This is a genomic window from Lentzea miocenica, assembly GCF_033949945.1.
GTDB classification, from domain to species: domain Bacteria; phylum Actinomycetota; class Actinomycetes; order Mycobacteriales; family Pseudonocardiaceae; genus Lentzea; species Lentzea miocenica.
Genome location: NZ_JAXAVW010000002.1, coordinates 86404 through 106777, shown reverse-complemented (window position 1 = coordinate 106777; position 20374 = coordinate 86404). Strand labels below are relative to the sequence as shown.

Here is a 20374-nt window from a genome sequence, read left to right as displayed (position 1 = left end):
TCGTACTGTCCGCACTAAGTTCAAGCATTGAACGAATGAACGAGGTGGAAGATGACTGCGCCCGCTGCGCCCACACCGGCAGACAAGTTCTCCTTCGGTCTCTGGACCGTGGGCTGGCAGGGTCGTGACCCGTTCGGCGAGGCCACGCGGCCTGAGCTGGACGTCGTCGAGGCGGTGCACCGGCTGGCAGAGCTGGGCGCCTACGGCCTGTCGTTCCACGACGACGACCTGTTCGGGTTCGCGGCGACGAACCGCGAGAAGCAGATCGGCAGGCTTCAGGGCGCGCTGGCCGAGACCGGGATGGTCATCCCGATGGTCACGACGAACCTGTTCAGCCACCCCGTCTTCAAGGACGGCGGCTTCACCAGCAACGACCGCGCGGTGCGGCGGTTCGCGTTGAAGAAGGTGCTGCGCAACATCGAGCTCGCGGCCGAGCTGGGCGCCGAGACGTACGTGCTGTGGGGCGGGCGTGAGGGCTCGGAGTACGACACGGCGAAGGACGTCCGCGCGGCGCTCGACCGGTACCGCGAGGCCATGAACCTGCTGACCCAGTTCGTCACGGACCGGGGCTACGGCCTGCGGTTCGCGATCGAGCCGAAGCCGAACGAGCCGCGCGGCGACATCCTGCTGCCGACGGTCGGGCACGCGCTGGCGTTCATCACGACGCTGGACCGCGCCGACCTGGTCGGGCTGAACCCCGAGGTCGGGCACGAGCAGATGGCCGGGCTGAACTTCGTGCACGGCATCGCGCAGGCGTTGTGGCACGACAAGCTGTTCCACATCGACCTCAACGGCCAGCGCAGCATCAAGTACGACCAGGACCTGGTGTTCGGGCACGGCGACCTGATGAACGCGTTCGCACTGGTCGACCTGCTGGAGACGGCGGGCTACCAAGGGCCGCGGCACTTCGACTACAAGCCGTCGCGCACCGAGGACATCACCGGCGTCTGGGACTCGGCGAAGGCGAACATGTCGACGTACCTGCTGCTCCGCGACCGCGCCCTGGCGTTCCGGGCCGACCCGGAGGTGCAGGAGGCGCTGGCCGTGGCGGGCGTCGCGGACCTGGGCAAGCCGACGCTCGGTGACGGCGAGTCCTACGAGGACCTGATCAACGACGACAGCTTCGACCCGGACAAGGCCGGCGAACGCGGCTACGGCTTCGTGCGCCTGAACCAGCTCGCGCTCGAGCACCTCGCCGGGGCGCGCTGACATGACGCTCGTCGCGGGCGTCGACTCCTCGACGCAGTCGTGCAAGGTCGTGGTGCGCGAGGCGGAGACCGGCAAGCTCGTCCGGGAGGGCCGCGCGTCCCACCCGGACGGCACCGAGGTGCACCCGTCGCATTGGTGGAGCGCACTGCAGTTGGCTCTCGCGGACGCCGGCGGGCTCGACGACGTGGCGGCTCTGAGCGTGGCGGGCCAGCAGCACGGCATGGTCTGCCTCGACGAGGACGGCGACGTCGTGCGGGAAGCGTTGCTGTGGAACGACACCAGGTCCGCGGCGGCGGCGGCTTCGTTGACCGCCGAGCTGGGCGCGGAGCAGTGGGCCGCGCGGATCGGGCTGGTCCCGGTCGCGTCGTTCACCATCACCAAACTCCGCTGGCTCGCCCAGCACGAACCGGCCAACGCCAAGCGCACCGCCGCCGTCTGCCTGCCGCACGACTGGCTGACCTGGCGACTGCGCGGCAGCGGTGACCTCGCCGACCTGGTCACCGACCGCTCGGACGCGTCCGGCACGGGCTACTTCGACTCCGTGGCCAACGAGTACGTGCCCGACCTCGTCTCCCTCGGCCTCGGCCGTTCCGACGTGCTGCTGCCGCGAGTGCTCGGTCCCTCCGAGTCCGTAGACGGCCCGGTGCGCCTCGGCGCGGGCGCCGGCGACAACGCGGCGGCCATGCTCGGCGTCGGCGGGGGCACGGACGTCGTGGTGTCCCTCGGCACGTCCGGCGTCGTGACCGCGACCAGCGAGGTCAGGGCTCTGGACGCCTCCGGGATCGTGGCGGGTTTCGCCGACGCCACGGGCCGCTACCTGCCGCTGGCCTGCACCTTGAACGCCGCCCGCGTGCTGGACGCCACCGCCCGCATGCTGGGCGTGGACCTGGCTCGGTTGAGCGCGCTGGCGTTGTCGGCCAAGCCCGGTGCGGAAGGCGTGGTGATGGTTCCGTACCTGGAGGGCGAACGGACCCCGAACCTGCCGGACGCGACCGGCGCGTTGCACGGCCTGACGCTCAGCAACTCGACGCCCGCGAACATCGCCCGCGCCGCCGTCGAAGGCATGCTGTGCGGCCTAGCGGTGGGACTCGACGCCCTCGCCTCGCAGGGCGCGGACGTCACGGGCGTGCGCCTTGTTGGCGGGGCCGCGGCGTCCCCTGCGGTGCGGGAGATCGCGCCGATGGTGTTCGGGGTGCCCGTGACCGTGCCCGCGCCGGGTGAGTACGTCGCTGACGGTGCCGCGCGGCAGGCGGCCTGGGCGCTCGCGGGCGGGGACCTGCCGCCGGAGTGGTCCGGGGCCGAGAGCACGCGGTTCGAGGGGGCGGCGGTGCCGGAGATCCGGGCGCGGTACGGGGAGGCGGCAGAGCGGTACCTGAGCCGATGACGGCCGAGCGGTGGGCCGCACTCGCGTCGGGAGACGGGGGTCCGGCCGAGAGGTGGACCCCACGCGCGTCGGGAGACGGGGGTGCGGCGCGGCGACGACAGGTGCCCAGGGCCGGCGCGGTTCGCCGTGGCGGCCGGGCGGTGGTGCGCCGGACGGCGTCCTCGCGATCGGATGCGGTCCACCGCCTTGCCGCGATCCTGGGCCCGGCGACCACGACCGGCCACCCGCGCCGAGCTCACCGTGATCCAGCGAGGATCCGGCCGCCGGCCCGCCGCCTGCCCGGAGTCCGCGCGCTGCCCACCGCGGCCCCGCAGCGATACTGGGCGCGATGACCACCGTCGACCACCTGCGCCAGGTTCGCCTCGGCAACCTCCGGACGGTCCTGCTCGCCCTGGTCGACCGGCCCGGCTCGCGCGCCGACCTCGCGGCCCGCACCGGCCTGACCAAGGCGACGCTGTCCAACCTCACCGAGCCGTTGCTGGCCAACGGGATCCTCCTCGAGGAGCCCGCCACGTTCGCCGGCGTCGGCAGGCCGTCCAAGCCGCTGCGCTTCCACCCGGAGGGGCCGGTCGCGGTCGGCGCGGAGGTCAACGTCAGCCACCTCGCCGTCGAGACGCTGGGCCTCGACGGCGAGACCATTCGCCGCCACTTGGTGCCAGCCGACATGCGCAAGGCGACACCCGACGAGGTGCTCGACCGGGTCGCCGAGTTGATCCGCGAGATCACCGGACCGCGCAAGCTGCTCGGCGCCGGACTCGCCGTGCCAGGTGTGGTGCACGACGGCGTTGTCGTCCGGGCCCCCAACCTGCCCAACCTCGTCGGCGTACCGCTGGCCGCGGCGCTCGGCGAACGGCTCCAGCTCGACGTCGAGCTGGACAACGAGGCGAACCTCGCCGCGCTCGCTCACCTGTGGCCGCGGCACCTCGCGGGTGAGGACTTCGTGCACGTGTCGGCGGACGTCGGCATCGGTGCGGGCGTGGTGCTGAACGGTGAGGTCTACCGCGGGGCCAGTGGGTTCGCGGGCGAGCTCGGGCACGTGGTGATCGAACGCAACGGCACCAAGTGCACCTGCGGCAGCCGTGGGTGTGTGGAGCGGTATGCGGGGCTTGACGTCATCCTGCGCGAGGCGGGACGGCGCAGGCTCGACTCGCTCCACAAAGCACTCGAGGCCGGTGATCCCAAAGCGCTCGACTCGGTTCACCAGGCCGGGACGGCGCTCGGGGTCGGGCTGGCCACGTTGATGAACCTCTTCGACGTGCCCACGGTCGTGCTCGGCGGCAGCTATGCCGTGTTGTACGAGCATCTCAGCGCTGCCGTCCAGTCCGAAATGGACACCAGGGTGCTCGCGGGCGGTGAGCGGCACACCCGGCTGACGGCCTCGCCGCTCGGCGAGTTCGCCGTCGTGCGGGGTGCGGCGGGGTTGATCACGCGGCGCGCCGTGCACCAGCCCGAGAGGCTCTTCGCATAGCGAGGCCGCCCAGCGCACCGGCGACGGCTCCCACCACCAGCGAGACGTAGCCGCCGACGATGCCGTAGCCGGTGCCGGGCCCGCCCTTGGCCATCAACACGACCAGCGCGCCGATCACCACCCCCGCCGCGCCGGCGGCGACAGCCACGACGGCACCCCGGCGCCGCGTCAGCGCCAGCACACCGAACACCACACCGACCAGGCCGAGCGCTCCGCCCACCAAGGACCAGGCGCGCCCCGCGGTCATTTCATAAGCAGCCTGTGCAAGTGACATGGCACCAGCCTGTCCGAGAGACCCACCGCAGGTCGTCGTGCGAGCGCAGACAGTGCCTACTGCGGGCGCGGTAGCCGAACAGTCCTCCCCACGCAGGATCTACCAGCGCGAACATCGGTTTAAGGTGCACCCATGAGCAGGCGCTGGCTGGACTGGGCGATCGCCGCAGGGGTCGCGGCGAGCCTCGTGGTGGCCGGGCACCCGGCCACGCCCGCGGGGTACGTCCTGCTGGCCGCGAGCGGGCTCGTACTGGTCGCACGCAGAACAGCACCCAGAGCCGTGCTCGCCGCCACCGGACTCCTCGCGCTGGGATACCAGGCGACCGGGGCCGAGGTACCGGTGATCGCGTTCCTGTTCGCCGTCTACGCGACGATGAGGGCCGGCCATCGCGCGGTCACGCTCGCCGGGTCCGTGCTGATGATCGTCACGCTCCCCCTCGCCGCACTCGTGTCGCCGCGCGACCTCACCACCTTCGAGGCGTTCGCGCAGACCCGGGACGTCCTCCAGATCGCCTGGCTCATCGCCGCCGCGGCAGCAGGGGAAGCGCTCAGGCAGGCCGAACGAAGGGCCGACGAAGCCGAGCACACCAAGGAGGAAACGGCCAGGAGGCGCGCGAACGAGGAACGCCTGCACATCGCCCGCGAACTCCACGACTCGCTCACCCACCAGATCTCGGTGATCAAGCTGCAGGCCGAGGTCGCCGTCCACCTGGCCCAGAAACGCGGCGAACAGGTACCGGACAGCCTCGTCGCGATCCGGGACGCCGGACGAGAAGCGGCCAGAGAGCTCCGCGCCACGCTGGAGGCGTTGCGAGACGACGACAAGAACCCGCCGCACGGCATGGACGACGTCCCCGAGCTGGTCCGACGAGCCAGAGCCACCGGCCTGAACGCACAGCTCACGATCGAAGGCCGCCACGACGGTGTGCCCGCGGCGGTGGAACGGACGGCGTACCGGATCGTGCAGGAGTCGCTGACCAACATCGCGCGGCACGCCGCCGCCGCGACCGCCAAGATCAGCATCGACTACCGGCCGGACGCGCTGCTCATCCGCGTCGACGACGACGGCACGGCATTTCCCAAGGACACCGCGGCTCCGGGCGTGGGACTGCTGGGCATGAGGGAACGGGTCACCGCGCTCGGCGGCAAGCTCGACGCGGCACCGCGCAGCGAGGGCGGCTTCACCGTCCAGGCCGAACTCCCCGTGGCACAGCCGTGATCCGCGTCCTGCTGGTGGACGACCAGCCGTTGATCCGCAGTGGTTTCCGCGCGCTGCTCGACGCGGAGGACGACATCGAGGTCGTGGCAGAGGCCGCGAACGGCAGGGAAGGCCTGGAACAGGCCCGGAAACACGCCCCGGACATCGCGTTGATCGACGTCCAGATGCCCGAGGTCGACGGCATCGAGGCGACCAGGCACATCGCCGCCGACCCCTCGCTGGCCAGCACGCACGTCGTGATCCTGACCAACTACGGCCTTGACGAGTACGTCTTCCACGCCCTGAAAGCCGGTGCGGCAGGGTTTCTCGTCAAGGACGTCCAGCCAGAGGACTTCCTGCACGCCGTCCGGGTCGCGGCACGCGGTGACGCGCTGCTCGCCCCGTCGATCACGCGACGGCTGATCGACCGGTACGTCAGCCAGCCGCTCAAACCCAGCACCAGCCTCACCCAGCTCACCAACCGGGAGCGCGAGGCCGTCGTGCTGGTGGCGCGGGGCCTGTCGAACGACGAGATCGCCGCGAGCATGGTGATCAGCCCGCTCACCGCGAAGACCCACGTCAACCGCGCGATGACCAAGCTGCACGCCCGCGACCGCGCCCAGCTCGTCGTCATCGCCTACGAGTCGGGCCTCGTCGTCCCGCACACCTCGGAACGCGGATAGGTCTCCGCGCAGATCCGCTTCTCGGCGTCCGAAGTGGACAGCGACCAGCGGATGATCCGCGAGTCGTTCGCGCCGGACACCAGTTCGTCCTCCCGCGTGAACGCCACAGCCTGCACCGGACCGGTGTGCCCGGTCAGCGTGGCGCCAGTGTGGGTGCCGAGGTCCCACACGACGACCGCGTGGTCCTCTCCCCCGGACGCCAGCGCGTGTCCGGACGGGCTGAACGCCAGCGTCACGACCGGCGCGGAGTGGCCGGACAACGTCATCAGCTCGGCACCGGTGGCCACGTCCCAGACCTTGACCGTCCGGTTCGCCCCCGCCGTGGCGAACCGCGTGCCGTCCGGGCTGATCGCCACGTCACGCACGTCGCCCTGACCGGTGCTCACCCGTCGTTCGAGCTTGTCGGCGGCGACGTTCCACAGCATCGCGCCGCCCGCCGGGTCGGTGGAGATCAGCAACCTGCCGTCCGGCGTGAACTCGACGGCGCTCGCGATGTACGGGCCGCCGGAGAACGTCCCTTGGACGAGGCCGGGCAGGCTCCAGCGGAACCGGCCGAGCGACGCCGTGACGAGCCCACGCCCGTCCGGTTGGTAGGCGATGTCGGTCGACGCTCCCAGACCGCTGTAGGAGAACGACGACAGCTGCGAGCGCCGGGCGACGTCCCAGATCGTGATGGTGTGGTTGCGGGTCAGCGCGGTCAGCCGGGAGCCGTCCAGGCTGAACGACACGGACTCCACCCGGTCCGGATGACCATCCAAAGTGGCCAGAGCGGTGCCGTCGAGCCGCCACAACCGCACCGTGCCGTCGTCACCCGCGGACGCGACGGTGTCCTCGAAGACGTCGATGTCGTTGACGCCGTCGGCATGGCCGGTGAACGCGGGCACGGCGTCCTCGCGCACCGCGACGGTCCGGCCGAAACCGCCGGACACCAGCAGCGTGCCGTCCCGGCCCAGCGCGAGCGACCTGGACTCGGTGCGGCCGCGGTCGCGGTAGGTCGTGATGGGGCGGCCGGTGCGGATGTCCCAGATCGTGATCAGGCCGTCCTCGTCCGCCACCGCCATCCGCCCGCCGACCGGCGCGGAGGCCTCCCACGCGTACGGGCCCTGTTTCGGCAGCTCGGACAGCAGCTTTCCGGTCACGTCCCAGAAGTTCACGCCGTTGCGCAGGGTGGCCGTGGTGATCTTGGCGGGGCCGTCGAAGCTGACGTTGTTGACCTCCAGCGACGGGATCTCGCCGATTCGGGTGCCGGCCGCGACGTCCCAGACCAGCGGGTGGTCCTTGCCGTTCGCGGTGACGAGCAGCGCCCCGTCCGGGCTGAACGCCAGCGAGTTCACCTCGTGCGCGTGCCCTTTCAGCGTCCGGCTGACCTTCGAGACGACGTCCCACACCTGGACGTCGCCGCCCGCGACACCGACCGCGAACGACGTCCCTGCCGGGTGGAACGCGAGTCCGGTGGTGAGCACGTCGAACCGTTTCGAGAACACGACCTGGCGGGTCGACAGATCCCAGACCACGACGTCGCCCGGGCTGCCGGCCAACGTCGGCATGGTGGCGTTCGAGGCGATGTACCTGTCGTCCGCGCTGAACTCGACCTGCCGGGCGTAACCGCCCTCCGTAAGTCCATTGTGGTCGGACAGCAGCAACGTCCGCTCACGCGTCCTGGGATCCCACAGGGTCACGTTGCCGTCCCGGTCGGCGGTGGCGATCACGTCGCCCTTGTACGACACGCTGACGTCCAGCACGGGCGGGCCGTCGTTGTTCAGGTCGACGCGCCGCCGGGGTGCGGAGGCGGTGCTGAGCAGGGCGCCTCGGGTGTCGTCGTCCGCGTGCAGCCGGAACGCGGAGATGGCGAGCTGCCCGGCGAGGTCGGGAGCCGTGTCGACGAGGCCGCGCGCGGACAGCGCGAGCTGGTGCGACTGGTCGATCCGTTGGCGCAGCTGGGCTTCCCGCGACTGCCACCACGCGACACCGCCACCGCCCGCGGCGAGCACCAGCAGCACGCCCATGATCGCGACGAGCTTGGTGAGCAGCCGGTTGCGGCGCTTCACGGTCACCTGCTCGGCCTCGTCGCGATCGCGGCTCGCCTGGAGGAACGCCTCCTCTGCCGCGTTCAGCTCGCCGGGGTGGTCCTGCGCCCAGGCGGACGCGGTGACCAGCTGGGTGCCCCGGTAGAGCGCGCCGTCGTCCTGGTCCAGCTCGGTCCACGTGTGGGCGGCCGCGGTGAGCCTGCGGTGCACCAGCAACGTCGACCGGTCGTCGGAGAGCCAGCGCTGCAACCGCGGCCAGGCGCGGATCAGGGCCTCGTGCGCGATCTCGACGGTGTCGTCGTCAAGTACGATCAACCGTTCGGTCACCAGCCGGTCCAGCACGCCGTCGATCACCCGCGGTGCGGCGATGCCGTCGAGTTCCGCGCGGCGGATCGGCCTGCGGGTGTCCTCGGTGCCGTCGCCGAACGCGGTGAGGCGCACCAGGATCCGGCGCATGGCCTGCTGTTCGGCCTCGCCGAGTTCGTCGTAGGCGCGTTCGGCGGTCTGGGCGATCGCGCCGTGCACCCCGCCACCGGCCCGGTAGGCGGCCAGGTTCAGCTCGGCGCCGCACCGCTGCCAGGTCTCGACGAGCGCGTGCGAGAGCAACGGGAGCGCGCCGGGTTCGGTGTCCACGTCAGCGAGGACGGTGGCGAGCAGGTCGGCGGCGACGGACAGGCCGCTCATCGCCGCCGGGCGCAGCACGATGTCCCGCAGGTCGGCGGTCGAGGGCGGCCCGACCAGCACGGTCGCCTCGTCGGCCAGCGCGGTCACCAGGCCGGGGTGCTGCGTGACGTGGGCGAGGAAGTCCGCTCTGATGCCGAGCACGACGCGGGTGCGCCGGTGTGGTCCCTGCGCCGCGTCCAGCAGCACTGCGATGAACTGTGAGCGCTCACTTTCGCTGGCGCACAGGGTGAACAGCTCTTCCAGCTGGTCCACGACGAGCAGCACGCGCACGTCGTCGGGACCGCCGGAGAGGGCGTTGCGCACGTCGACGTCGAACGCGGCCGGATCGCTGCCCAGGTCAGCGCGCTTGCCGGTGATCGACGCGAGCGCGGTGGTGAGCGCTTCCACCGGGCGCGCGGTCGGCGTGATCACGACCGGCCGCCACGTCTCATCGAGGCCGCCTACGACACCGGCCCTCAGCAACGAGGACTTGCCGCTGCCGGACGCACCGAACACCCCGACCACGGGATAGCGCTCGATCCTGCGCGTGACCAGTTCGACGAGGTGGTCGCGGCCGAAGAACCACGGGTGGTGCTCCGGCTGGTACGCCATCAGGCCGCGATACGGGCAGTCGGCACGGGAAAGCTTCGGCGGAGCGGGTTCGTCGACCTGTTCACCCCGCAGCATCGTCTCGTGCAGGCCACGCAGGTCGGGACCCGGTTCGATGCCGAGATCGTCCACGAGCCGTTCGCGCGCCCGGCGGAACACCTCCAGCGCCTCTGCCTGCCGGTTCGCGCCGTAGAGGGCGGTCATCAGCTTGGCGTGCAACGGTTCCCGGTACGGGTGGGCCTCCGCCAGCTCGGCCAGCTCACCGATCACCTCGGCGTGCCTGCCGAGCGCCAGTTCCGCCGCGACACGCGTTTCGACGGCTCTCAGCCGTGCCTCGTCGAACCGTGCCGCGAACTGGCCGGGCAGGTCCGGGTAGGCCGGTCCGCGCCACTTGCCGAGGGCCTCGGCGAGCAGGTCGGCCGCCTTGGCCGGGTCGCCGTCCGCGAGCGCCCGTTCGCCGTCCTCCGCCAGCTGGTCGAAACGGTTCGCGTCGAGTTCACCGGCGTGGATCGTGAGCTCGTACCCCGCCGGCTCGCGCGTGAGCCGGTCGCCGAGATCGAGCGCGCGCTTGAGCTGGTAGACGTACAGCCGGACGTTCTCCTGCGCGGAAGCCGGCGGGACCTCCCACAGCGCCTCGATCAACCGCTGCGGCGAGACAGGCGTGTTCGCGTGCCGCAACAGCATCGCCAGCAGGATCCGTTGCTTGGCCGAGCGCAACGGCACCTCGGCGTTCCCTGCCACGACGACGAGCGGACCAAGCACCCGGAACTCCACGCACCCTCCCCCTCGACCGGCGGAACGGTAACAACGACCAGGCGTTATACGAAGCCGATACGGGAAAATACGGTCCTCACCAGACCGTTCCGGGCTGTGCGGAAAATCCATGTCGCGCTGTCGCTGCGCAGCGCCCTGCTGGCAGACAAGATCTCCTCGCGCCTGGCCACCCTGTCGTGGGCTGCCCCAGGCACTCCCGCCGATGTGACCGTCACCGACGCCGCCACCGCCGGCGGGCCGCGGACCGTCGCGGTGCTGCCGTTCGTCGGCGCCGTGGACGGACTGGTCCGGGCGGGCGTGACCGGGCTCGTGCTCGCCGACGACCCGCTGGACGACATCGTGCGGGCGATCCACGACGTGCACCGGTTCGGCGGCTGGGTGTCGCCGCGGCTGGTGTCGTCGCTGCTGCCCACTCCCCCGCCGGCGTCCCTCACCGGCCGTGAGCGCGAGACGTTGCGGCTGATAGCAGAGGGGCGGGAGAACGCGGAGATCGCCGCCGCCATGTTCATCACGGTGAGCGCGGTCAAGTACCACGTCTCGAACCTGCTGAGGAAGTTCGGCTGCCGCGACCGCACGCAACTGGTCTCGCGACTAGGGCGCCCGCTGCTGGTGCGTTCCTAGCGTGCTGGGCATGAGAATCCTCGTTGCCGCCCTGATCTCGTTCGGGGTTCTGATAGGACTCGTCAGCCCTGCTCAGGCCGCCCTGCCGGCGTGGCCGAACGTCAAGGTCGGCCAGAACGGGTCGAACGTGCTGACGGCCCAGCACCTCCTGCGCCACCGCGGCTACAACATCAGCGCCGACGGCGACTTCGGCCCGGCCACCGAAACCGCGGTCAAGCAGTTCCAGAGCGCCAACGGCCTGTCCTCCGACGGTGAGATCGGCCCGAACACCTGGCCGAAGCTGATCGTCAGCGTCCAGCGCGGCAACAACAGCAACGCGGTCCGCGCCGCCCAGGTCCAGCTCAACCGCTACGGCTACGGCCTGGCGGAGGACGGCGACTTCGGCGGCGGCACCCACAACGCCGCGGTCGCGTTCCAGAGCTCGAAGGGCCTGTCCGCCGACGGCGTCGTCGGCCCGAACACCTGGCAGACCCTCGTCGGCGGCACCCCGTCGTCCGGTGGCGGCTCCTACAGCCTCCCGCTGGCCAAGAGCGCCCTGCCGCGCAGCGAGTACGACGACCCGCACCACGACTACCCGGCCATCGACCTGCCCGTGAACAACGTCCCGGCGTACGCGGCGGTCACCGGCACCGCCTACCGCATCAACGAGCCCAGCGGCTGCGGGAACGGCCTGCGGATCGTCAAGAGCGGCGTCGACTACATCTACTGCCACTTCTCCGGGTGGTCCGTGGCGAACGGTGCCGCCGTCAAGGCCGGCGACCGGGTCGGCACGACCGGCAACACCGGCAACTCGACCGGCCCGCACCTGCACTTCGCGATCAAGATCAGCGGGACGTCGTACTGCCCGCAGAACTTCCTGCTCGCGATCTACGACGGCCGCACGCCGCCGGCGCCGTCCTCGCTGCCGAGGACCGGCTGCTTCTACTGAGCAGGCCTCCGAAAAGGTTCTGTCCGTGACGCGCCACGCGGTCGTCGCCTGGCCCTGATGGCGTCTGCAAGTACCACCAACTCAACATCAACAAGCACTTCTCCACTACCAACTGCTCCCGGACCTGCTGCGGCGGACAGCGAACAGGTTGGGTGTGGTTGAGGGCGATTCGATCAAGTGTTGGTAGTACTTGCAGACGCCCTTCGAGACCAACGAGCCAAGAGGTTCACCTAGGCGTTCGAGCCGCAGGCCTGATGCGCCGAACCGGCCGGGCACCCGGCCGCCAGCCAGTCGCGGGTGCTCGCGTACGCGGCGTCGATCAGCTCCCGCCCGCGGGTGAAGTCACCGGGTGACACCCGCAGCGGGCAGAGCGAGGGCACCACCCGCAGCTCGACCTCGTCCCGATAGCGTTCGACGTCCACCGCCAGCCGATGGTTGACCAGCAACGTCAACGCCTGCAACGCGATCGCGACGGCGCTTCTCGGCGGCGAGGTCAACGAGCACGCGTAGCCGGTCGGCAGCACCCACACCTGATCGGCACCCAGCGCGACCGCGTGGGACACCGGGTTGTTGTTCACCGCGCCGCCGTCCATCAGGTACCGGCCGTCCAGGTGCAGCGGTGGGAACACCGCGGGAATCGCGGTCGAGGCCAGCACCGCGTCGACCGCGTTTCCCCTCGACAGCAGGACTTCCTCCCCGGACAACACGTCGGTCGCGCCGACGTGCACGGGAATCACCGTGCTGGTCAGGTCGATCGAGCCCAGCGAGCGTGCCAGCAGGCGGCGCAACGCGGCGTTCGGCACGAGGTGGTCGCGGAAGCCGAACAGGCCGAGCAGTCCGCGCACCGGCCGGATCGGGAAGACGTCCGTGCGGCGCAACGAGACCCAGAGGTCGACCAGCGAGTCCACATCGGACGGATGCAGCGCGTACCAGGCGGCGTTGGCCGCGCCCACCGAGGTGCCGACGACGAAGTCCGGGTGGACGTCCGCGTCGATGAGCGCGGCCAGCATGCCGACCTCCGTCGCGCCCAAGCTCCCACCGCCTGCGAGCACGAACGCGGTCGCCATCCCCTCATCCTCCTCGCGCCACGCCCGCCGCAGCGAGGGGCCAACTCCTCCGGCACGGGTGGTCGCGGACCTCCGAACCATCCGCGCGAGGTGAACCGGCACGCCCGATCTCCCAGCCAGCCTGGGGTTTCCGAGCGACGAGAGGTGGGCGACGTGGTCAGTGCGGAGAAGCAGCGACTGCAGGAGGCGGGTCCGTGGCGGAGGTGGGGACCGTATCTCAGCGAACGGCAGTGGGGAACGGTCCGCGAGGGTGGCGACGACGCCTGGACGGCGTTCACCCACGACCAGGCCAGGTATCGGGCGTATCGATGGGGTGAGGACGGGCTGGCCGGGTTCAGCGACGACCGGCAACGCGTCTGTCTGTCGCTGGCGTTGTGGAACGGCACCGACACGATCCTCAAGGAACGGTTGTTCGGTCTCACCAACGGCGAGGGCAACCACGGCGAGGACGTCAAGGAGTGCTACTACTACCTCGACGCCACACCGACTTCCTCGTACCTGCGGATGCTCTACAAGTATCCGCAGGCGAAGTTCCCGTACGAGGACCTCGTCGCCACCAACGCCGCGCGCACCCGGCAGGATCCCGAGTACGAGCTGCTCGACACCGGCGTGTTCGACGACGACCGCTACTTCGACGTCGTGGTGGAGTACGCGAAGGACGGTCCCGAGGACGTGCTGATGCGCGTCACGGCCCACAACCGCGGCCCGGAAGAAGCGACGCTGCACCTGTTGCCCACGCTGTGGTTCCGGCACACCTGGTCGTGGGCGGGCGATGTCCGCATGCCGACGCTGCACACCTGCGAGCCCGGCACCGTGCGGGCCGAACACCCGGAACTCGGCGTGCGGTGGTGGTACGTCGCGCCGCCGGCCCCGATCCTCGTGACGGAGAACGAGACCGACAACGAGCGCGTGTTCGGCTCGTCCAACGTCACCCCGCACGTGAAGGACGGCATCGAACGGGCCGTGCTGCACGGAGATCTCACCGCCGTCACACCGGACGGCGTCGGCACGAAAGCCGCCGCTCACCACGAGTTCCGCATCCCCGCGGGGCAGAGCGCCACGGTCAGCGTGCGGCTCAGCGACCACAGTCTCCAGGACCCGTTCGCGGACTTCGACGCCACGATCACCAAGCGGCGTGAAGAAGCCGACGACTTCTACGACGAGGTGCTCGGCGGTGATCCGCGCACCGACGAACGGCTGGTGTGCCGGCAGGCGCTCGCGGGGCTGCTGTGGTCGCGGCAGTACTACGCGTTCGACGTCGAGCGCTGGCTGACCGAACGGGGCGCGGATCCGCTGGGAGGCGACCAGAACTGGCGGCACCTCGTCGCCGAGGACGTCATCGTCATGCCCGACAAGTGGGAGTACCCGTGGTTCGCCGCGTGGGACCTGGCCTTCCACGCGGTGCCGCTGGTGGTCGTGGACCCGGAGCTCGCGAAGCAGCAGATCGACCTGCTGCTCGGCCGCCGCTACCTGCATCCCAACGGGCAGATCCCGGCGTACGAGTGGAACTTCAGCGACGTCAACCCGCCGGCGCACGCGTGGGCCGCGTGGTTCGTCTACCAGTACGACGGCGACAAGGAGTTCCTGGCGCGTGTGTTCCCGCCGCTGCTGCGCGCGTTCGGCTGGTGGCTCAACCGCAAGGACGCCGACGGCCGCAACCTGTTCCAGGGCGGGTTCCTCGGGCTGGACAACATCGGGGTGTTCGACCGCAGCGCTCCCCTGCCGACCGGCGGGCGGATCGACCAGGCGGACGGCACCGCGTGGATGGCGTTGTACTGCCAGAACCTGATCCAGATGGCGCTCGAACTGGGTGAGGTGGAGCAGGCCGCGACGTTGCTCGAGAACCTCGCGTGGATCGCGGCGGCCACCGGCAACGTCGGCAGCGGGTTGTGGGACGAGGAGGACGGTTTCTTCCACGACGTGCTGCGGCATCCGGACGGGACCACCACGGCGTTGAAGGTCCGCTCGGCCGTCGGGTTGCTGCCGCTGGCCGCCGCGACGGTGATCGGGCCGGAGGTCCGGCGCGAGCATCCCGAGCTGGTCGACGGCATGCGTGAGTTCCTCGACCGGCATCCGGCCGTGCGGGCCGCGCTGTGGGGGCACGGAGCGCAGACCGACGCGGACGGCCCCGTGCTGTTCTCGCTGTTCGACGAGAGCCGGCTGCGCCGGATCCTCGCGCGGATGCTCGACCCCGCGGAGTTCCTGAGCCCGCACGGGATCCGCTCGTTGTCGCGGTGGCACGCCGAACATCCGTACGTGCTCACCGTCGACGGTGTCGAGCACCGCGTCGGCTACCTGCCGGCCGAGTCCGACAGCGGGATGTTCGGTGGCAACTCGAACTGGCGCGGACCGGTGTGGTTCCCGATCAACGCGCTGGTCATCCGGGCGTTGCGGCACCTGCACGAGTACTACGGCGACGAGTTCACCGTGGAGTGCCCGACCGGTTCCGGGCGGCAGCGCACCCTCCGCCAGGTGGCGGACGACATCGGCGAACGGCTGCTCGACACATTTCTGTCCGGTGTGGACGGTCGCCCGGTGCACGGCGGGCAGACGCGGTACAGGGATCCGCACTGGCAGGAGCTGCCGCTGTTCTACGAGTACCTACACGGGGACAACGGCGCGGGCGTCGGCGCGAGCCATCAGACCGGGTGGACGGCACTGGTCGCCCTGCTGCCGCGGGAGGTGGCGCGATGAGCTGGCCAGAGCAGCCGGTCATCTACGAGATCAACACCGCCGTGTGGCTGAACGAGCTGTCGCACCAGGCAGGTCGCGAGGTCACCCTCGGCGACGTGCCCGCCTCCGCCTGGCACGCGGTCACCCCGGCCGGGGTCGACGCGGTGTGGCTGATGGGCGTGTGGGAACGCAGCGTGCTGGGGCTGGCGATCGCGAACGCGCATCCCGGCCTGCGGGAGTCGTTCCGCGCGGCGCTGCCGGACCTGCGCGCGGAGGACGTCGCCGGGTCGCCGTACTGCGTGCGCCGCTACGCCGTGGCCGAGGAGCTCGGCGGCGAGGAAGGCCTCGCGAAGGCACGCGCGGAACTGGTCACCCGCGGGGTGCGGCTGATCCTCGACTACGTGCCGAACCACGTGGCACCGGACCATCCCTGGGTGCTGGAGCATCCGGAGTTCTTCGTGCGCGGGGACGCCGACGACTACACCGACGACCCGCGCAGGTGGCTCGTCGTCGGGGGAAACGTCCTGGCTCGTGGCAAGGATCCGTACTTCCCGCCGTGGCCGGACGTCCTGCAGCTCGACGCCTTCTCCCCCGCGTTCCGCGCGGCTGCCACCCTGACGCTCAGCTCGGTCGCCGCACGCTGCGACGGGATCCGCTGCGACATGGCCATGCTCGCCACCAACGAGGTCTTCGCGCGCACGTGGGGCAGGACGGCACCGGAGCAGGACTTCTGGCCGGAGGTCATCGGGGGCCTGCGGGCCGACCACCCGGAGACCGTGCTGATCGCCGAGGCGTACTGGGACATGGAATGGCCGTTGCAGCAGCAGGGTTTCAACTTCTGCTACGACAAGCGCCTCTACGACCGGCTTCTCGGCAACGACGGGGTGCGCGATCACCTGCGAGCCGATCCCGGTTACCAGTCCAGGCTCCTGCGGTTCCTGGAGAACCAGGACGAGCCGCGCATCGCGAGCCGGCTCTCGCCGGCCGCCGCGCGGGCAGCCGCCGTGGCGATCGCGACGTTGCCCGGTGCGACGCTCTGGCACGAGGGACAGTTCGAGGGCAGGCGCGTCCGGCCGCCGGTGTTCCTGGCCCGGCGGCCGGACGAACCTCTCGACCACGACCTCGCCGCCTGGTACCGGCGCCTGCTCGCGATCGTGAGCGATCACCAGGTGCGGCTCGGCGAGTGGCGGCTGCTCGACGCCGAGGGCTGGCCGGACAACCAGTCGTGCCGGCGACTGCTCGCGTGGACGTGGACAGCCGCCGGCGGTGCCCGGCACGTCGTGGTCGTGAACTACTCCGACCGGCCGGCCCAGGGGCTGCTACCGGTGGAGCTGCACCGGTACACCGATCTGCTCGACGGAATGGTGTACGAGCACGAGGACGATCTCAGTCCGCTGTTCGTGGCACTGGAGCCGTGGGGCTGTCACCTCTTCGCGGCGGTCTGAGCAGGGCCGCCGCCCAGCCCGCCGCCGGGTCGATGTCGACCAGCAACACCTTCACCAGCACCGTGAGCGGCACCGCCAGCAACGCGCCGAGCGGGCCGAGCACCCAGGCCCAGAACACCAGGGCCAGGAACGTGACGGTGGTCGACAACCCGGCGGCGTCGCCGGTGAACCGCGGCTGGATCAGCGACTGCACCACGAAGTTCAGCGCCACGTAGAACACCAGCACGGCCAGCGCCCGGCGCGGGCCGTGCTGGAGCAGCGCGAGCACCGCGGGCGGCACGACCCCGAGGATGAACCCGATGGTGGGGATGTAGTTGGTGACGAAGGACAACACCCCCCACAACACGGCGAGCGGGACGCCGAGCAGAGCCAGTCCCACCGTGTCGAGCACCGCCACGATGAACCCGAACACCGTCGTGACGACCACGTAGCGCCGGGTCCGGCGGACGAACTCGATCAGCGCCTCCCGCAGGTACGGCCGATCCGCCGCGATGTCGGCCAGCCGGGAGTTCGCCCAGCCGACCTCGACACCGAGGAACAGCAGCAGTGCCACCAGGAACACCAGACTCGTGGTGAGGCTCGTCAGCTCGGTCAGCAGCCCGCCGATCGCGCCGACGAGCTGCCCCCTGTCGAGGCCGTCGATCGCCCGCACGGCCCGCACGACCAGTTCGTCACGCGCGAACTCCGGCAGCATCGACGCCAGCCGCGCCCCGGACATCGCCACCGTGACGGCGACGACGCCCAGCACGCCGTAGACGAGCACCACCACCGCGAGCGTCGCCAGCCACGGCGGCGCGCCGCGGCCGCGCAGCCGCCGGTGCACGGGACTGATCGCGATGACGACCAGCAACGCCAGCATCGCCGGCGCCACCAGCCACGCGACCGCCCGCACACCGGCGACCACGACGACCGCGGCCGCGCCACCGAGCAGGATCGTGAGTGCGCGAGGCATCAGTGGTTGTGCGTCGTCTCGTACTTGGTCGTCATCGTGGCGTCCGCCTCGGAACCGTGCACGACCACAGCCCAGATCACTATCACGCACAGCGCGATGACGATCGTGGACCACACCGGGTGCACCGACATGAACGCCAGTTGTGCCACCGAGTTGACCACCGCGAGCACCACCGTGAGCACCCTGGCCCACGCGGCACCGGAGAGCAGCGCGGCGCCGGCGAGCGCCACCAGAATCCCGATCAGAAGGGTGATCCAGCCCCACGCGGTGAGGTCGAAGACGAGCACCTGCTCCTCGGTCACGACGTAGTACTCACCGCGGAACAACGCCACCAGCCCCTCAATGGCGTTGAACGAGCCCATGACGATCATCATGATGCCCGCGAACCAGATCCAGCCGAGCCAGCCTGTTTCCCGCATCGTGCCTCCGTTGTCTCGGGACGAGGAATTGCCCGGTCACCGTGGCACCGGCGCGCGGCGCGGATCTTCACCCGTTTCGCGCGAGAGGCGGCGCGGTGCTCGGTCCGGGAGGGTGAAGACCTGTCCCCGCCCTGCCGCGAAGTCTCGATCCCATGACGACACAACCCCCGTACCCGCTGATCGCCGACCACGGGCTGATCGGCGACCTGCAGACCTCCGCGCTGGTGTCCACCGACGGCACCGTGGACTGGTTCTGCGGCCCGCGGTTCGACTCGCCGTCCGTGTTCGCCTCACTGCTCGACCGGCAGCGCGGCGGGTTCTGCCGCATCAGGCCTTCCTCCGGGCACACCGGGCGTCAGCTGTACTTCCCCGACACCGCCGTGCTGATCACCCGGTTCATGACCGACGAGGGCACGGGTGAGGTCGTCGACTTCATGCCACCCCTGCCGGACGAGAACGCGACCGAACGGCATCGGCTGGTGCGCATCGTGCGGTGCGTGCGCGGACGCATGACGTTCGAGGTCGATGTGGCGCCGCGGTTCGACTACGGCCGTCGCGCCCACCGCGCGCGGATCACCGACGACGGCGTGATCTTCGACTGCGGCCAGTTCGGGCTGGTGCTGCACGCGGTCCGCGAACCCGGCGATCCGCGGGTGGTGTCCGGGGAGATCACCGACACGCAGGACCTGCGCGCCACGCTCTCCCTGACGGAGGGCCAGACCCGTGGCATCGTGCTGGAGTCCGGTGCCACGGGTCCGCCCCGTGCGGTCAGCGCGGCCGAGGCGCGGGAGTTGTTCGACGCCACGGTGCTGTTCTGGCACAGCTGGCTCACCCAGTCGACCTACCGGGGCCGCTGGCGCGAGGCGGTCGACCGGTCCGCGATCACGTTGAAGCTGCTGACCTACGCGCCCTCCGGTGCGTTGATCGCGGCGCCGACCGCCGGCCTGCCGGAACAACTCGGTGGCGAGCGGAACTGGGACTACCGGTACACCTGGGTCCGTGACGCGTCGTTCGCCGTGTCGTCGTTGCTGCGCCTGGGCTTCACCTCGGAGGCCGCGGCGTTCGGACGATTCCTCACCGAGCGCTGCGAAGAGGCAGGGCCGTTGCAGGTGATGTACGCGGTCGACGGGTCCGCCGATCTCACCGAGCACGTGCTGGAGCACTTCGAGGGATACCGGGGATCGTCGCCGGTGCGGGCGGGCAACGGGGCGGCGGGCCAGCTGCAGCTCGACATCCACGGCGAGTTCATGGACAGCGTGTACGCGGCGCACCTGTGCGGTCTGCGGATCTCGCACCGCGGCTGGCACGCGGTGGTCGAGCAGCTGGAGTGGCTGGCGCAGAACTGGGACCAGCCGGAGGAGGGCATCTGGGAGACCAGGTCAGGGCGCGCCGACTTCACCTACGGCCGGGTGATGAGCTGGGTCGCGTTCGACCGGGCGATCCGCATCGCCACTGCGGAAGGCAGGCCGGGGCCGGTGGAGCGCTGGCGTTCGGCGCGCGACCAGATCTACGGCCAGGTGTGGGAACGGGGCTGGGACCGGACGACCGGAGCGTTCGTGCAGCGGTACGGCTCATCCGCGCTGGACGCGTCCTTGATGCGGCTGCCGCAGGTCGGTTTCGTCTCCCCGCACGACCCCGTGTGGCTGGACGCGTTGGCCGCCATGGAGTCGCTCGTGCACGACAGTCTGGTGCTGCGCTACGACACCGAGGCCGCACCGGACGGACTGCGCGGGTCGGAGGGCACCTTCTCGTTGTGCACCTTCAACTACGTGACCGCGCTGGCACTGTCCGGACGGGCCAGGGAGGCGCGGCTGGTGTTCGAGAAGATGCTGACCTACGGCAACCACCTCGGTCTGTTCGCCGAGGAGATCGGGCTGACCGGCGAGCAGCTCGGCAACTTCCCGCAGGCGTTCACCCACCTGGCCCTCATCGACGCGGCCGTCACCCTCGACGAACAGCTCACCCTCGGCGGGTGAGGACT

Annotated in this window: 15 protein-coding genes; 10 read left to right on the top strand and 5 right to left on the bottom strand. The window is 70.6% G+C overall.

Annotated features, from left to right (window positions below; all coding sequences use genetic code 11):
* Window positions 1-51: 51 nt before the first annotated feature.
* The 3 genes from xylA (at window position 52) to SK803_RS02840 (ending at window position 4061) form a co-directional block, all read left to right on the top strand.
* Window positions 52-1209 carry a xylose isomerase gene (gene xylA / locus SK803_RS02850; protein ID WP_319964133.1) on the top strand — a complete coding sequence of 386 codons (1158 nt, stop codon included), beginning with the start codon at window positions 52-54 and terminating at the stop codon, window positions 1207-1209.
* 1 nt (window position 1210) lies between these two features.
* A complete protein-coding gene (gene xylB, locus SK803_RS02845) occupies window positions 1211-2593 on the top strand; it encodes a xylulokinase (RefSeq protein WP_319964132.1) in 1383 nt (460 codons plus the stop codon).
* Window positions 2594-2921: 328 nt separating this feature from the next.
* Entirely contained in the window at window positions 2922-4061 is a 1140-nt protein-coding gene (locus SK803_RS02840; protein ID WP_319964131.1) for an ROK family protein, read from the top strand.
* On the opposite strand, the gene SK803_RS02835 is transcribed toward SK803_RS02840, so the two are convergent.
* On the bottom strand, window positions 4018-4335 hold the full coding sequence (locus SK803_RS02835) for a DUF6223 family protein (protein WP_319964130.1): 318 nt from the start codon (window positions 4333-4335) through the stop codon (window positions 4018-4020). The two genes, SK803_RS02840 and SK803_RS02835, sit on opposite strands and share 44 nt — an antisense overlap.
* Before the next feature lie 132 nt (window positions 4336-4467).
* Between SK803_RS02835 and SK803_RS02830 the strand changes: the two genes are divergently transcribed.
* Window positions 4468-5553 carry a sensor histidine kinase gene (locus SK803_RS02830; RefSeq protein WP_319964129.1) on the top strand — a complete coding sequence of 362 codons (1086 nt, stop codon included), beginning with the start codon at window positions 4468-4470 and terminating at the stop codon, window positions 5551-5553.
* Window positions 5550-6215 (top strand): response regulator transcription factor, encoded by a 666-nt coding sequence (locus tag SK803_RS02825; RefSeq protein WP_319964128.1) that lies wholly within the window; start codon window positions 5550-5552, stop codon window positions 6213-6215. The genes SK803_RS02830 and SK803_RS02825 overlap by 4 nt, the downstream gene beginning before the upstream one ends.
* Here the strand turns inward: SK803_RS02825 and SK803_RS02820 are convergent.
* Window positions 6170-10288, bottom strand: coding sequence for an nSTAND1 domain-containing NTPase (locus SK803_RS02820; protein WP_319964127.1), 4119 nt, complete (start codon window positions 10286-10288; stop codon window positions 6170-6172). The genes SK803_RS02825 and SK803_RS02820 overlap by 46 nt on opposite strands.
* 96 nt (window positions 10289-10384) lie before the next feature.
* Here SK803_RS02820 and SK803_RS02815 point away from each other — a divergent pair, with 96 nt between their 5' ends.
* Window positions 10385-10909: a helix-turn-helix transcriptional regulator gene (locus SK803_RS02815; protein ID WP_319964126.1), complete on the top strand. Its 525-nt coding sequence runs from the start codon at window positions 10385-10387 to the stop codon at window positions 10907-10909.
* A 10-nt stretch (window positions 10910-10919) separates the two neighbouring features.
* Window positions 10920-11837, top strand: a complete 918-nt coding sequence (locus SK803_RS02810) for a peptidoglycan-binding protein (protein ID WP_319964125.1) — start codon at window positions 10920-10922, stop codon at window positions 11835-11837.
* A gap of 230 nt (window positions 11838-12067) precedes the next feature.
* Here SK803_RS02810 and SK803_RS02805 read toward each other — a convergent pair whose 3' ends face one another.
* Window positions 12068-12904 carry a patatin-like phospholipase family protein gene (locus SK803_RS02805; protein WP_319964124.1) on the bottom strand — a complete coding sequence of 279 codons (837 nt, stop codon included), beginning with the start codon at window positions 12902-12904 and terminating at the stop codon, window positions 12068-12070.
* Window positions 12905-13057: 153 nt separating this feature from the next.
* Between SK803_RS02805 and SK803_RS02800 the strand changes: the two genes are divergently transcribed.
* Window positions 13058-15598 (top strand): MGH1-like glycoside hydrolase domain-containing protein, encoded by a 2541-nt coding sequence (locus SK803_RS02800; RefSeq protein ID WP_319964123.1) that lies wholly within the window; start codon window positions 13058-13060, stop codon window positions 15596-15598.
* Window positions 15595-17022, top strand: coding sequence for an alpha-amylase family protein (locus SK803_RS02795; RefSeq protein ID WP_319964122.1), 1428 nt, complete (start codon window positions 15595-15597; stop codon window positions 17020-17022). Before SK803_RS02800 ends, SK803_RS02795 begins: the two co-directional genes overlap by 4 nt.
* On the opposite strand, the gene SK803_RS02790 is transcribed toward SK803_RS02795, so the two are convergent.
* A complete protein-coding gene (locus SK803_RS02790; protein WP_319964121.1) occupies window positions 16964-17974 on the bottom strand; it encodes an AI-2E family transporter in 1011 nt (336 codons plus the stop codon). The two genes, SK803_RS02795 and SK803_RS02790, sit on opposite strands and share 59 nt — an antisense overlap.
* Window positions 17974-18393, bottom strand: a complete 420-nt coding sequence (locus tag SK803_RS02785; RefSeq protein WP_319964120.1) for a DUF7144 family membrane protein — start codon at window positions 18391-18393, stop codon at window positions 17974-17976. Before SK803_RS02785 ends, SK803_RS02790 begins: the two co-directional genes overlap by 1 nt.
* A gap of 152 nt (window positions 18394-18545) precedes the next feature.
* Here SK803_RS02785 and SK803_RS02780 point away from each other — a divergent pair, with 152 nt between their 5' ends.
* Complete coding sequence (locus SK803_RS02780; protein WP_319964119.1) at window positions 18546-20369, top strand: glycoside hydrolase family 15 protein; 1824 nt, start codon at window positions 18546-18548, stop codon at window positions 20367-20369.
* The last annotated feature ends 5 nt before the right edge of the window (window positions 20370-20374 follow it).

Excerpts from the sequence above, each read along its gene's own strand:
- xylA (WP_319964133.1), top strand. The coding sequence starts at position 52 with ATGACTGCGCCCGCTGCGCCCACACCGGCAGACAAGTTCTCCTTCGGT.
- xylB (WP_319964132.1), top strand. The coding sequence starts at position 1,211 with ATGACGCTCGTCGCGGGCGTCGACTCCTCGACGCAGTCGTGCAAGGTC.
- SK803_RS02840 (WP_319964131.1), top strand. The coding sequence starts at position 2,922 with ATGACCACCGTCGACCACCTGCGCCAGGTTCGCCTCGGCAACCTCCGG.
- SK803_RS02835 (WP_319964130.1), bottom strand. The coding sequence starts at position 4,335 with ATGTCACTTGCACAGGCTGCTTATGAAATGACCGCGGGGCGCGCCTGG.
- SK803_RS02830 (WP_319964129.1), top strand. The coding sequence starts at position 4,468 with ATGAGCAGGCGCTGGCTGGACTGGGCGATCGCCGCAGGGGTCGCGGCG.
- SK803_RS02810 (WP_319964125.1), top strand. The coding sequence starts at position 10,920 with ATGAGAATCCTCGTTGCCGCCCTGATCTCGTTCGGGGTTCTGATAGGA.
- SK803_RS02805 (WP_319964124.1), bottom strand. The coding sequence starts at position 12,904 with ATGGCGACCGCGTTCGTGCTCGCAGGCGGTGGGAGCTTGGGCGCGACG.
- SK803_RS02795 (WP_319964122.1), top strand. The coding sequence starts at position 15,595 with ATGAGCTGGCCAGAGCAGCCGGTCATCTACGAGATCAACACCGCCGTG.
- SK803_RS02790 (WP_319964121.1), bottom strand. The coding sequence starts at position 17,974 with ATGCCTCGCGCACTCACGATCCTGCTCGGTGGCGCGGCCGCGGTCGTC.
- SK803_RS02785 (WP_319964120.1), bottom strand. The coding sequence starts at position 18,393 with ATGCGGGAAACAGGCTGGCTCGGCTGGATCTGGTTCGCGGGCATCATG.
- SK803_RS02780 (WP_319964119.1), top strand. The coding sequence starts at position 18,546 with ATGACGACACAACCCCCGTACCCGCTGATCGCCGACCACGGGCTGATC.